The 13,589-nt window shown below is 60.0% G+C and carries 8 protein-coding genes and 6 pseudogenes; 11 read left to right on the plus strand and 3 right to left on the minus strand.

Annotated features, from left to right (window positions below):
- The 5 genes and pseudogenes from OHD58_RS29450 to OHD58_RS30865 all read left to right on the plus strand — a co-directional run.
- On the plus strand, positions 1–221 hold a 221-nt coding region (locus tag OHD58_RS29450), incomplete at its 5' end, for an ATP-binding protein (RefSeq protein ID WP_263807165.1).
- A gap of 799 nt (positions 222–1,020) precedes the next feature.
- A complete protein-coding gene (locus OHD58_RS29455; RefSeq protein WP_263807166.1) occupies positions 1,021–1,989 on the plus strand; it encodes an ornithine cyclodeaminase family protein in 969 nt (322 codons plus the stop codon).
- Between the two features lie 278 nt (positions 1,990–2,267).
- Positions 2,268–3,071, plus strand: a complete 804-nt coding sequence (locus tag OHD58_RS29460) for a class I SAM-dependent methyltransferase (protein ID WP_263807167.1) — start codon at positions 2,268–2,270, stop codon at positions 3,069–3,071.
- A 70-nt stretch (positions 3,072–3,141) separates the two neighbouring features.
- Positions 3,142–3,548, plus strand: a pseudogene (locus tag OHD58_RS30860) (ATP-binding cassette domain-containing protein); the annotation flags it as partial.
- Positions 3,549–3,715: 167 nt separating this feature from the next.
- A pseudogene (locus OHD58_RS30865) lies at positions 3,716–5,126 on the plus strand (CapA family protein).
- A 520-nt stretch (positions 5,127–5,646) separates the two neighbouring features.
- On the opposite strand, the pseudogene OHD58_RS29480 reads toward OHD58_RS30865, so the two are convergent.
- Positions 5,647–5,801 (minus strand): annotated as a pseudogene (locus tag OHD58_RS29480) (IS6 family transposase); the annotation flags it as partial.
- A gap of 558 nt (positions 5,802–6,359) precedes the next feature.
- A complete protein-coding gene (locus tag OHD58_RS29490) occupies positions 6,360–7,898 on the minus strand; it encodes an aldehyde dehydrogenase family protein (RefSeq protein WP_263807169.1) in 1,539 nt (512 codons plus the stop codon).
- An 844-nt stretch (positions 7,899–8,742) separates the two neighbouring features.
- Here OHD58_RS29490 and tnpA (OHD58_RS29495) point away from each other — a divergent pair.
- From tnpA (OHD58_RS29495) to tnpC (OHD58_RS29505), 3 genes and pseudogenes are all read left to right on the plus strand, one after another.
- Positions 8,743–9,183 carry an IS66-like element accessory protein TnpA gene (gene tnpA, locus OHD58_RS29495; protein WP_263807170.1) on the plus strand — a complete coding sequence of 147 codons (441 nt, stop codon included), beginning with the start codon at positions 8,743–8,745 and terminating at the stop codon, positions 9,181–9,183.
- Complete coding sequence (gene tnpB, locus OHD58_RS29500; protein ID WP_263807171.1) at positions 9,180–9,536, plus strand: IS66 family insertion sequence element accessory protein TnpB; 357 nt, start codon at positions 9,180–9,182, stop codon at positions 9,534–9,536. Before tnpA (OHD58_RS29495) ends, tnpB (OHD58_RS29500) begins: the two co-directional genes overlap by 4 nt.
- A gap of 69 nt (positions 9,537–9,605) precedes the next feature.
- A pseudogene (tnpC, locus tag OHD58_RS29505) lies at positions 9,606–11,133 on the plus strand (IS66 family transposase).
- 545 nt (positions 11,134–11,678) lie between these two features.
- On the opposite strand, the pseudogene OHD58_RS29510 reads toward tnpC (OHD58_RS29505), so the two are convergent.
- Positions 11,679–11,813: pseudogene (locus OHD58_RS29510) on the minus strand (IS6 family transposase); the annotation flags it as partial.
- A 110-nt stretch (positions 11,814–11,923) separates the two neighbouring features.
- On the opposite strand from OHD58_RS29510, the gene tnpA (OHD58_RS29515) reads away from it, so the two are divergent.
- The 3 genes and pseudogenes from tnpA (OHD58_RS29515) to tnpC (OHD58_RS29525) form a co-directional block, all read left to right on the plus strand.
- Positions 11,924–12,337, plus strand: a complete 414-nt coding sequence (gene tnpA / locus OHD58_RS29515) for an IS66-like element accessory protein TnpA (protein WP_263807172.1) — start codon at positions 11,924–11,926, stop codon at positions 12,335–12,337.
- Positions 12,334–12,690 (plus strand): IS66 family insertion sequence element accessory protein TnpB, encoded by a 357-nt coding sequence (tnpB, locus tag OHD58_RS29520; RefSeq protein WP_263807173.1) that lies wholly within the window; start codon positions 12,334–12,336, stop codon positions 12,688–12,690. Before tnpA (OHD58_RS29515) ends, tnpB (OHD58_RS29520) begins: the two co-directional genes overlap by 4 nt.
- Before the next feature lie 69 nt (positions 12,691–12,759).
- Positions 12,760–13,492: pseudogene (tnpC, locus tag OHD58_RS29525) on the plus strand (IS66 family transposase); the annotation flags it as partial.
- Positions 13,493–13,589 lie beyond the last annotated feature (97 nt).

The following is a 13,589-nucleotide window of genomic DNA, read 5'->3' on the forward strand; positions in this document are numbered from 1 at the left end:
AAGCACGAAAGGCCAGCCCTGGCAGATCAGCCTTTCCAGCGACCAGATCGATCAACTTCAACGCCGGCTGCAACGGACCAGGCGATCAAAGAAAGGTGCATCATGAAGCATTCGCGGACGCCAAGATGACCACCGCGCTGCTCGACCGCCTCACCCATCACTGCGAGATCGCCGAGACTGGCAACGAATCCTGGCGCTTCAAGAGCCGCTCTCAAAGCTGAAGTCCGAAAGCCAATTAGTCGCGCCCGATCAGGCTGTGCAACCCCGACCAGCTTCGCGTGATCGGGCGCTTACCGGCGTGCCCTTCAACACCCCAATACCGGGGTCCCGTTTGCGCGAAAAACCAGGGTCCCGATTCCGTGGTCATTGACAAACGGATGCTCTGACCATGGCTTGGCAAGCTGAGTCTGTCGGTTCGAGGCTGGCAATCGTTGGCGGTTTTGGGACAGAGGCATAGATATTGTCAGATCCAAGACACGCTGCCGGCTGGGCAAAGGCCCCGATTTTCAAAGCTTATTCAGGAGCTTGCAGAGCGAGCCAAGGCTGGCACGGCATTTGCGCTGGAGTGTAGTAACACTCGTGAATGCCACAGCGCCAAACCGGATTACTGCAATTTCACACGACGAGTGCTGGTGCATTGGTCTGGTTAACAAAAACAGCCCCAAGACGTGTGGGTCGCGACCTCTCGCAGATGACCGCAGTATAAAAATATACCGCGACGTTTTGTCGGTAAATTCCTCGTTATCTACATGTAAGAAGGAATTTCGCTTATGTCTTTAGAAAAAGAAAACCGGTTTTCCGACGGCTCATTTTACGCATCTGTCCATGGCCACACCGGCCCCGGTCAAGTTTCACAAACCAAAGATGTGACTGGCACCGGCGCAGCAAAATTAATGCGATGTCGCCCACGACGACGTTACACAGATTTCGGACCGCCTCGATAACGAAGTCGGATCCAAATACCCAGCCGTTTTCGCATAGTATGGTAGCGCGCAACTTCATCATAAGAGAGTACCAGCGATGTCAACCAAGCTGCTTTACCTGTCGAATTCTGATATCCAAGACTTGCAAATTACACCTCGCGAGGCACGCGAGGCAGTTCTTGGAGCCTTTCGCGACAACGCTTCTGGCCGCAACGTCGGCTTGCCGAAATCGTTTATCACCATCGGTCCGAGTTCCTGGCTCATCTCGATGAGCTCGGCATCCGAAGGCGACGGTATCGCAACAGTGAAATGCGTGGCCGTTGTTCCAGTCGAAGGGACACAAACAAGGCCGGTAGTAAACGGCTTGGTCTGTGTGAGCGACTACAAATCGGGAGTGCCCATCGCAGTTCTCGATGGCAATTCGATTACGCTAATAAGGACAGCGGCGATGTCCGCAGCGGCGGCGATCTATCTCGCTCCTGAGGCATCCGCAACGATTGGCTTGATCGGCTGCGGCCTGCAGGCGTTTAGCCATCTTGATGCGTTTGTCGATCTGTTTCCGTCGCTACGCAGGATCTATCTCTTCAGTCGAAACGTCCGCTCAGCCGAGAGGATCGCAACTGTCGCTTCCGAAAAACAGCTAGATCCAATCATCGCACACAATCCTGATCAGCTGTTGAGCGAAAGCGAGATCGTGGTCTCTATGATTCCGAGTTCACCTGGATTGAAACCATTTCTGGACGCTCGATCTCTACCGTGTTCGGCGTTCGCCTCGGCTGTGGATGGAGGCAGGAGCTGGCGGCCGGAAACGCTCACTGCTTTCGACAGACTTATCACAGACAGTCTGGAGCAAGATACATCGCCGGTTGACGCATCTGGAAGTTATGTTGAGGGTGTGAGATTTCAGGACGATCTTGTGCATCTTGCTTCTGGCTCGTCTCGGCCTCCTGTTCCAATCAGAGCCTTTTTCGGCTTCCGAGGTCTCGGGATCGCCGATCTGGCTTTGGCCGGACTAGCTCTCCGTAAAGCCCGTGCTTTTGGGGTGGGAACGATTCTGCCGCGATGAGACATGTTACTGGCCTGTCTTATTCATGAGCATGATTGCGTGGATTAGGCGTAGGGAACGAGCGCAGATGTCGAGGCGCCTTTTTCACCGCGGGTGCGTCTGAACTTGGTGAAGGATGGATGTCTCGGGTAAATGGGGCTCGATACCCCGCCGTTCACGGCCCTGCTGGCTGCAGCTGATCGCGAGCGAGCAGAACAAGCAGGGTTTTGGGAGGCGGCGGCGAAGGCCAGCCGGATCGGTGACGCGGGCAACACAGCTTGAGAGGAGGAAGGAACAAGATGAGCGACCCCGTCCAATTCTGGAATGATTGCGGTGTGGAATTTGCTAGGACTGCTCGCGATCCGAATTCTTTTTTCGCTCGACGAGCTGCTTTCGTCGCGGAGTTCGTATTGCGTAATACCTCGCCAGGTCGAATGCTAGATATCGGGTGCGGAACAGGCCAGCTGTGTCTTGATTTGGGGAGACGTGGATTTGACGTACACGGAGCTGATCTGTCGTCAGTGCAAATCGAAATTGCGATCCAAGCAGCGCGCGGAGTCCTCGACGCCCCGGAGGAGCGCTTTCAGGTGTGCACAGCTGACTCTTTGCCGTTTGAAGGACGCTTTGACCTCATTGCCGCTATCGGCGTCTTGCCGTATGTTCAGGATCAACCTGCTTTTATTCAGCGCACACTCTCACTCTTGAAGCCGACCGGCATGTTCGTCGCTTCGTACACGAACCCCGCTAGCCTGTTTACATTGGTGGCGGTGACTCGCCACATCCTGTCGTTTCGGCCGAAACGAGTCTGGGCCTTAACGCTCCGAAATCTGGTGCGAACAGGTTTATTGGGCGGTAGTTGTGTCGATATTCGGACGGCACGTCAGTGCCGAAGCGTGGCAGCGCTGGATCAACTGTGCTGCCAGCTCGGATTAACAATTGAGGGTGAGTTCGATCTTTACAACGTCGACTGGGGTTTGCTCGATCGATGCCCTTTTGAAAGGGGACGTTTCGGTAGACTACTGTCCCGACACTTCGGGTGGACCCATATTGCCGCTTATCGGCTGGGACCGCAAGGGACGGCTAAATTAGGGCCCTGGTCATGAAGTCTGTTTCACTCTATGCATTGCCGCGAGAGTTTGCAGGCAGAATCGTCGGGTGCTGGCCATGACGCCTGCCGCAGAACTGCTGCCAAAGGTCGGGATCTCGCCGGAGATGATGCACGGGCTCCCGTCCGAGCTGTCCGGTGGCCAGCGCGAGCGGCTCTGCATTGCGCGTGGGCCGGCCGCCGGGCCCTCGCTGATCATTGCCGACGAGGCGGTATCGCCGTTGACGTCTCCGTTCAGGCACAAATCCTAAACCCGCTGATGTATCTGCAGGAGCAGGTGGGCATCGCCTTCATCTTCATGGCGCATAATCTTAGCGTCGTGGAGCATATCGGCAATCGCGTCGCGGTGTCGCGGTCATCATCTAGGGCAGATTGTGCAGTTAGCGCCCTGCGAGGCGCTCTTCGCCAAGCCGGTCCACCCTGCAGGGAGGCGCCGCCCGCGGCGGCACCAGTGCCCAATCCCAGACGGCCGCGTCGTGGCCTGTCATGTGCGCGCTTCTGCAGCGGAACTTCGGGGCCAGCCTGCTAGCGCCGTCCTAGGCTATGTCAGAGGCTCTTTCACCCGATGCAGCATCCCGATTGCACCGCTGACACGAACACTGAACCAATCTCAAATGCAGCGAAAAGAAGAGCAAGAGGACTATGGAAGAATATACACGCGGGATCGGTTCTTGTCTTGACCAACCGGGTGAAAACTATGATACGGTCGGGTCGATTGCAACGGGCGTCGCTGATGGCTTAACGATGGTAGCAGTTGGCGACCTGATCGTGTCCCGAGCGCCGAAGGCCATCATCCCGGCCTCGATGACATCATCAAGATCCTTCGTAATGCCGATGTCACGTTCGGCAACATGGAGACCCTGATCTTCGACGTCCTATCGTTCAAAGGAAGCCCGGAGGCTGAACACGGCGGCGCTTATCACGTCAGCCTGCCGGAACTCGGGTCTGATTTGAAAGCGATGGGTTTCAACAAACATCGTCGGTCGTGCAAACAACCATACGCTTGATTGGGGCCTTCGAGGCATGCGCGTGACGAGTCGGGTGCTCGATGAGAGTGGTATCGTCCATGCAGGTTCCGGCGAGAATCTTGCTCAAGCCGGCGCCGCTCGCTTTTTGGAAGCTGCACGCGGTCGCGTGGGTTGGTGTCATTTGCTGCAACGTTCGCGCCAATGTCTCGTGCGTGCGATCCCGCTGGCGAGGCGCCAGGCAGACCTGGACTCAACCCCCCTTCGTTTGGCGGAAAGCATCGTGGTCCCGCCGGGATGCTCGAAAACTTGAGACAAGTGCGCGATGCGTTGCCCGGTTTCAAGGCCGGCGGGAAGGATCCAAGCCGGGTCGTGCTCCAGTGGGGGTACATATAAAGCAGGCGACAAGCCCGGTTACAGCTACGAAGCAAACCCGCGCGATGTCGCCGACATCCTACGAAATGTTCGCCGGGTAAGCAGTTCTCTGACTTCTGCATTGTCACCAACCACCGTCACGAGCCCAATTGGAGCCACAAAGTGAGCCAGGAACCGCCGGATTACCAGCAATCCTTTGCGCGCAAGATGATCGATGCTGGGGCGGACGCATATGTAGGACACGGGCCGCATCTTCCGCGAGGCATCGAGATCTATAAGGGCCGCCCGATCTTTTATAGCTTGGGAAATTTCTTCTATGACGACCTCCGGACGCCTGCGGGGCTGACATGTTCGAGGCCTACTGGAAGGGCCCGCGGGTCGACACAGATGCCGAGGCGACGGTCGACGAGGCGGCAAAAGGATATCCTACGGCAGAAGGATTTGTAGGCACGCTATCCGGCCCAGTCTTCTATGAGAGTGTTGTCACCGTCGGTCGGTTTGAGCAAAACAAGCTCGCTGAATTGCGACTTTATCCTATCGAGCTCGGGCATTCGAAGAGATTTGCCAATAGGGGCATCCCGCGTCTGGTTACCGGGCCAAAGGCAAAGGCCATTCTGGACCGTCTACAAAAGCTGTCGAAGCCATTTGGAACTGACGTAGCCATCGAGAACGACGTTGGAGTCATCGGACCGTGGCCCGGCTCGTCACTATGACGTGACTTGGGGGGCGCCAAGCAGCGGGGTGACCTACGCTGGGCTCTCTGGTCGGGAATCCCCTCGCAACGGCTATCCCAATGGGAGACATTCGATTTTCATTCGGTGGCGACCAACGACGCGACCGTTGCGGCGGCGGTTGACGATCGAGGTGGCCATGACTGAGACCAGGCGTGCATTCGCCGTGGGCGGCGGCGGTGTCGCAGGACTGAGCGCCGGCTAGTGGCTGGCACAAGCCGGCGTCGACGTTGTCGTCATCGAGAAAGGCATCGTCGGTTGGGGGGCATCCGGCAACAACGGCGGCGGCTGCAGCACCTTAGTGGTGTCTATTAGCGGAATTGCCGTCGTCACTTGCGAGCTCTTCGCCCGCATGATCGAGTTCGGCCTGTCCTGCCGTCTCTGCCGAATTGTCCCCGTCACCGATCTGCAGATGGAGCGCGTCGTCGGGTTTGTGTGCTGCAGTGACTGGGTTGGGTACGCAGGAGGAAGGATTGGTGCGCTGGTCAGGCAGCGAGAATGGGGCCAGGGACGGAGTCGGATTGAAGGCATACCTCGCCTGTCGCTTGCGCATCATGTGGACCATTTCGATGCCGAACAGGATGATGCCGGTAGTGACGAGCGACTTGAAGCCGAGCATTGGCCGATACAGCGCTTGATCCGTCGATGATCCTGCTCAGGAGATTATTGACGCCGATCTGCTGCGCGAACTATTCGAGACCGTCCTCCGGGAGGGCCTCGTGGGGGCGAAGGCTTTGCGACCGATGTCGGCATGATCGTCGCTGACGCTCACCGTCAGCGTGGGATCGGCACGATCGAGGAACTACAGAGCGACCAACGACGACTGCGACACCTGCGCGCTGAAATCTCGTTGCTGTCGCAATGCGCCGGCACGAAAGGTGACGCGCTCGATTTACGAGCGCGCGCGGTACATGACCCGCAATATCGCCAAAACCGACGCCTACCAATCCTGAAAGTTGTCAACGGAAGAAGGTGGAGAATCTGTTGGCCCACCTCAAACGTCTGAAGCTCGATCGTAGCGATAGCGGGGCCCCCTAGCGCGCGATGAGTTCCATCTAGCAGCAATCGCAGAACCTTAGGAAACCGGCCAAGATCTGCACCGCTCCAGCGCCAAGCCCGTCCAACTAGGACAAGGAGGCCGTTCGACCTCAATCGCAACACGGCGCGGCAACAAAATCGCGGGCTTCCTCGCTGACTTCTCCAACACGATCTGGCCTAAGGCGACGCGCGAGCCATAGCATTCAACCGTTCTTGATGCGCACGGCGCATATAAGCCTTCCACACGTCTGACTCGGATTTCCGCCAAGCGCTTGTCTCCTTCTCGCTTCCAAAGACGCCTATTGCTCTGCCTGATGGGCTGGTATTGACGTTGGCGATGCCGTAGTCGGATCCACGCGCCGACAGGAATGTTTCGGCTTCGCGCGGATCATTGGTGAAGATCGAGGACGAAACTTGCTGCGTAACGGTGTTGTGCAACTGAAGCATGGAATCGAGGTGGCGGTATTTTGTCACGTATAGGATCGGCGCGAAGGTCTCGTGTTCGACTGGCCCCTTCTGTGCGATGATTTCCACCATGGCCGGACGGACGTAGTAGCCATCCGCCGCCGCGTCGATAAGCACGCGTTCACCGCCATAAACCGTCGCACCTGCAGCTTTCGCAGATTGGAGTACGCTTTGCATGTTGCGATAGGCTGCGCCGTCGACCAATGGACCAACTAGCGTGCGGGCCTCAAGAGGATCGCCGATCGTGAGGGAATCATACACACGCTTCAGGCGCGGTACGAATGTGTCATATACGCTCTCGTGAACGGATAGGCGACGCAGAGTTGTGTAGCGCTGGCCAGCTGTGCTGATTGCAGCGAGGGCAACAGCGCGCAGCGTCAGGTCGAGGTCGGCCGTGGGCGCAACAATTGCGGCATTGTTGCCGCCGAGGTCAAGAATCGCACGTGCGAAGCGTTTGGCAAGCCGCGGCCCAAAGGCAAGGCCCATTGCCTTGGAACCCGTAGCTGAGACCAATGCTACCTTTGGGTAGTCAACGAGGAGGTCGCCGACCTCGCGACCGCCAAATAGTACTGCCGAGAGGCTCTCTGGCGCCGCCCCGCCCTCTTGCTTAAAGCGCTTCAAGGCACGTTCAAGCAACGCCGCGGTGGCCAGCGCGGTTAACGGTGTCCTCTCCGACGGCTTCCACACGACGCTGTTGCCGCACACGAGAGCAAGTGCCGCATTCCACGCCCACACCAGCACTGGAGAACTGAAGTTTGAGATGATTCCGGTGACGCCGAGCGGATGCCAAGTTTCCGTTATCCGATCCTTGCCGCGCTCGGTCGCGATCGTCAGGCCACCGCACTGCCGAGAAAGTCGGAGCGCAAAGTCGCAGACCTCGATCGTTTGTTCGACTTCACCAAGGCTCTCCGAGGCGACTTTCCCAACTTCGATCGAGACCAGCCGGCTGAGGCTCTCCTTGTTGTTCTGCAATTCTTCGCCAAGCAGCCGTACCAACTCCCCCCGCTTCGGCGCGGGCACGAGTCTCCACGCGTGGAAAGCCGTATGCGCCGCTTCGATGATCGCGACCGCCTCCCCGGAGCTTGTTTGCTTGACGTGTCCGATGATCTGACCGGTTATAGGAGTATGCACCTCGAGCATCCCATCTTTGCAGTGGGGTCGGCCTACTCCGACTGCGGCGAGTAACCTGTCAACTTCACTGGAAAGATCGACATTGCGGATTGTGGTTTCCGCTTTCGTTGGATCGGACATGGGTCTCTCCGAGACTCGGCGTTGATTTCAGATGATTGCGGGCGTTGCACCTCGCGCCCTGGGCTCCGGAAGGATCGCAGAGCCTCAAATTGCGCGCTTCCTGGAAGAAACAAAACGTGGGCTCGAGGGGGATTTGGTTGTAGGGCTCCGAATGTATCGGGCTGGCGAACCGGTCTAGTCATGGCAGCCTCCTCCCGAAGCAAGTGGTTCAGTGAACAATCCTCTCTCGGTCGGATCTCTAAGAGACCGTTTCGAAATTCGCTCCGGCGAGTCATATCATGGTGGTTTCGAGAACCGACGCACAGCGGACGTTGGTCCGTGACCACCGGAAGCGCAGAAAACGCCTTCAGATGGCCGCCAGAGTAGAATTTCCAAACGGTTTCTAACCGCCTCTGGACGAAGAAGCTTCAAAACTTGTGCCAACAGCGCAGAGAAAGCCTCAAATCGATTTTCTATTATGATCGCATGGCCTAAATGAGAGGTAAGCGAAAACAGGCCGAACACTACTGTGTCGCGAAGTCAACAAAGCCGACAAGGGGTCATCCGCCACTAAGAAGTGACTTCCTGGGTCGTCGCGGTCGAGTTCAGCCATTCGGCTTCGACCGGGTCACCGGAGGCGGTCCCCCGGTTCCCACAGAACGTGGCGTGCGGAGCTACCGCACCACGCTCCTGCGCAGTTGCTTCACAGCACCGCAAGTGCCCGCAGCCCCGGTAGGGGAGCCGCAGTTTCGGATGCAGTAGCGGGGTCCGTTTTTTGATTGTAAGCGGTGTTTCGGGACCACCTTTCGGGAGTGGTCGCGATCTGTGAGGTTGCCGGTTCTGCATTGGGATCGGAGATCGGCTTGTGTCTGGACTTGACCTTACGCTTGACCCGGAGCGGCAACCTCGACGTTTCGAGGTGATCAACGGTGCTGGCGGCCGGCGTCAGTGGTCGGTGGATGACAAAGCGCGGATCATCGCGGAGACGCTGGAACCGAACGCAATCATTTCTGAGGTCGCCCGCCGTTATGGCCTCAGACCGCAGCAGGTCTTCGCCTGGCGCCGCGAAGCGCGCAAGCGGGCCGCTTCGGTGCAGCAAGATTCTCCTGCCTTCGTGCCGGCGGTGGTGGCGGCGCCGACGTCGGAATCCGCGGCGAAGCACCCAGGACGGCCACGGAAGCGGAAGATGGTGCGAGACGCCGGCGTGATCGAGCTTGAGATCGACGGCGTCGTGATGCGGGTCGGCCGTGGCGCCGACGCCAGCACGGTGTCTGCGGTCATTCGCGCGTTGAAGGCGACGTCGTGATCGGGCCGACTGGTGCGGTCAAGGTCATGGTGGCGACGAAGCCAGTAGACTTCCGCAAGGGCGCGGAGGGATTGGCCGCGCTGGTGCGCGAGACGATGGGCGCCGATCCGTTCAGCGGCGCGGTCTACGTCTTCCGCGCCAAGCGCACCGACAGGATCAAGCTAATCTTCTGGGACGGCACCGGAGTCTGCCTTTATGCCAAGCGTCTGGAGGACGGCGAGTTCCGCTGGCCGAAAGTACAGGACGGCGTGATGAGGTTGACGGCTGCGCAGCTCTCGGCGCTGCTCGAAGGGCTCGACTGGCGGCGGGTCCACGAGGCGCGCCGGACCCGCGTTCCAGCCCTGGCGGGCTAACCCGCGACGAAGTGAATCAGCATCGATTCCGCTGTCGCGGGCTGTCAGCGAATATGGTCTGATCCGGTCATGGCGATGACGGCTGACCAGCTTCCCGACGATCCGGACGCGCTGAAGGCGATGGTCCTGGCGCGCGACGTCGAGAATGCCCGCCTGATCCAGCAAGGAATTGCAGCGTCACCGCTTCGGCCGACGTGCCGAGACGCTGCCGGAAGACCAGCTTCTGCTGGGGCTGGAAGAAGCCGAACAGATCGAGGCCGCCGGCGAGGAGGAGAACGAGCGGGCTGCTCCCACGGAACGTCAGGCGCGTGTCGCCAAGCGCCGAGCGAACCGAGGCGCGCTGCCGGCACACCTTCCTCGCGTCGAGATGGTCGTCGACATCGAGGACCATGCCTGTCCGTGCTGCCGCAATGGCCTGCATCGCATCGGCGAAGACGTGAGCGAGCGGCTCGACATCGTTCCGGCGCAGCTACGTGTGATCGTCGTGCGGCGACCAAAATATGCCTGCCGGGCTTGCGAGGACGTTGTCGTTCAGGCTCCGGCGCCCGCCCGGCTGATCGAAGGCGGCCTTCCGACCGAAGCGACGGTCGCCCAGGTGCTGGTCTCCAAATATGCCGATCATCTGCCGCTCTATCGTCAGGCGCAGATCTACGCCCGGCAGGGCATCAATCTCGACCGGTCCACGCTCGCCGACTGGGTCGGCCGCGCCGCCTGGCATCTGCGTCCGGTGCATGAGCGGCTGCTTGGCACGCTGAAGTCCTCGCCAAAACTCTTCGCCGACGAGACGACCGCGCCGGTGCTCGATCCGGGCCGCGGCAAGACGAAGACAGGCCAGCTCTGGGCCTATGCCCGCGATGACCGACCATGGGAGGGAAGCGACCCGCCGGGCGTCGCCTATGTCTATGCGCCGGACCGAAAGGCCGAGCGTCTGATCGCTCATCTCGCAGGCTTCACCGGAATCCTTCAGGTCGACGGCTATGGCGGCTATCGCATGCTGGCCGACAAAAGCGGCGTGACGCTGGCCTTCTGCTGGGCGCATGTCCGTCGGCGCTTTTATGAACTGGCAGCTGCCGGTCCCGCGCCGATTGCCAGCGAGGCGCTGAGACGGATCGCCGAGCTCTATAAGATCGAGGACGGCATCCGTGGCCGGTCGGCCGACGAGCGCCGCGCGATGCGTCAGGAAAATAGCCGCGCTATCGTCGCCGATTTCGAACCCTGGCTGCGCGAAAAGCTCGGCCTGATCAGTCAGAAGACGAAGCTCGCCGAGGCGATCCGCTACACGCTCTCGCGCTGGGAAGGCCTCTCGCGCTTCCTCGACGACGGCCGCATCGAGATCGACAGCAACACGGTCGAGCGGTCCATCCGACCCATCGCACTCAGCCGCAAGAACGCACTCTTTGCAGGCTCCGACGGCGGTGCCGAACACTGGGCAGTCATCGCGTCGCTGATCGAAACCTGCAAACTCAACGGTGTCGAGCCGCTCGGCTATCTCGCCGATGTCCTAACCAGGATCGTCAACGGCCACCCCAACAGCCAGATCGACGACCTGCTGCCCTGGGCCTACATCTGTGCGCCCGAAATCAGGGCCGTGGCCTGAGAACAGCGCTTACTTTTGATTTGGTGGAAGGCGTCCCAGTCGAGGCGTCACAGCTGCGACTGCACAGCATCTTGTGCCAGTAACGCTCAGTGACCCGATACACCTTGGTCAGCCCGTCGTTGCAGGAGTTGATGCGACAAATACGCATCACGCGATCAGTGATCAGGGCAGAGCGATAAACGCTGCCCTGCGTGCCCACTATGCCTATTATGATGTTGCCGGAAATATCCGGTCCGTTGTACTGCACGCGGATCTGAAGGGCAACTTCAAGGTTGGCATGCGCAGGGAGAAGTCTCGGCTTCAAGGAGCGTGTCGCGACCGGCGACATTCTATTTTCTGGGCATTACGGTTTCTGCCGCGTCTGTCTGCGTGTCGTTGTGCGAACCGATCAAACTCGACCAGCTTTGTCTTGGTCGGTTCGAGGGTGAGGCCAAACTTTCCCAACCTGTGATGCAAGGCCTCCTGGGCGCGCAGAGCGTTCGAACGATATTGGAAGCAGATCACAAATTCGTCGATATAGCGCACCAGGCGTACCTCGCCCCGATGATGGTCGTGCGATCGACCGTAATGCCCCGCTCGACCATCATCTCCTCAAGGTCACGTAGGCTCAGATTGTAGGCCAGGTACTAGCGCACGCAAAGCAGGATCACAGATTGGTTGAACTGACGGCCCTTGAACATCGTAAGCGCTGTTCTGGGGGCACCTTTCGCGTGTCGACGTGAGGGACGATGTTCGGAGCCTTTGAGGGCTTCGACATATGACGATTTCAGAGTTTACAGTTAAGTCTAGGATGAGGATCTCGGTCCGGCGGCTGGAGATATTCACGGGTTCCGGTCGGCGGCGGGAATGGCTGCCGGATGAGAAGGCGCGGATCGTGGCGGAAAGCTACGAGGTCGGCGAGACCGTGAGCGCGGTAGCCCGGCGCTGTGCCTTGTCCCCGCAGCAGCTTTTTGCCTGGCGTCGGGCCGCTCGTCGGCCGTTGGCGGAGGTGTCGGCATCCGACCTGTTGTTTGTTCCGGCGGTGGTCGCAGCGCCGATTTCCGAGCCGAGCGCAAAGCGTCCAGCGAAGCAGCGGAAGCGGAAGCCGGCCCGAGACGCCGCTGTCATCGAGCTGGAGATAGACGGCGTCGCCGTGCGGGTCGGCCGTGGTGCCGACGCCAGGACGGTCTCGGCGGTGATCCGCGCGCTGAAGGCTACGGCGTGATCGGGCCGACGGGTGCGGTCAAGGTCATGGTCGCGACGAAGCCGGTGGACTTCCGCAAGGGAGCGGAGGGCTTGGCCGCACTGGTGCGCGACACGATGGGCGCCGATCCGTTCAGCGGCGCGATCTATGTCTTCCGCGCGAAACGGACGGATCGGATCAAGCTGATCTTCTGGGATGGCACCGGGGTCTGCCTCTATGCGAAGCGGCTGGAGGATGGCGAGTTCCGCTGGCCGAAGGTGCAGGATGGCGCGATGCGGCTGACGGCCGCACAACTGTCGGCGCTGCTCGAAGGTCTCGACTGGCGGCGGGTCCACGAGGCGCGTCAGACCAGTATTCCCTTGCAGGCGGGCTGATCCGCGACCAAGTGAATCAGCCTGGATTCCGCCGTCGCCCGGAGCGAGCGAATATGGTCTGATCCGCTCTTGGCGATGACAGCGGACCAGCTTCCCGACGATCCGGATGTGCTGACGGCGATGGTCCTGGCGCGCGATGTCGACAATGCTCGCCTGACCCAGATCATCAAGGAACTGCAGCGCCACCGCTTCGGCCGCCGGGCCGAAAGCCTGCCCGAAGACCAACTCCTCCTTGGGCTCGAGGAGGCCGAGCAGATCGAGGCGGCCGGCGAGGAAGAGGTCGAATGTGCCGATCCGGCCAAGCGCAGGGAGCACACCGCAAAGTGGCGGATGAACCGTGCCTGCCCGTGCTGCCGCAACGGACTTCACCGGATCGGTGAAGACGTCAGCGAGCGGCTCGACATCGTGCCGGCGCAACTGCGCGTCGTCGTCGTGCACCGGCCCAAATATGCCTGTCGCGCGCGAGGACGTTGTCGTGCAGGCTCCGGCGCCGGCGCGACTGATCGAAGGCGGGCTGCCGACCGAGGCAACCGTCGCCCAGGTTCTGGTCTCCAAATATGCCGATCACCTCCCGCTCTATCGCCAGGTGCAAATCTATGCCCGGCAGGGCATACATCTGGATCGTTCCACGCTCGCCGACTGGGTCGGCCGCGCGGCTTGGCATCTGCGTCCGGTCCGCGGGCGGCTGCTGGAGAAGCTGAAGGCCTCGCCCAAACTCTTTGCCGACGAGACCACGGCGCCCGTGCTGGATCCAGGCCGCGGCAAGACAAAGACCGGGCAACTCTGGGCCTACGCCCGCGATTATGTGCACCTCGTGATTATGCGCAGATTGCTGAGGCAGGAGACTTTAACCGTCGGATTCTCGGATGACTTCCGGCTGGCGAACTGCGCATAATTCT

The organism is Mesorhizobium sp. ZC-5, from assembly GCF_025753855.1.
Taxonomy (GTDB): Bacteria; Pseudomonadota; Alphaproteobacteria; order Rhizobiales; family Rhizobiaceae; genus Neomesorhizobium.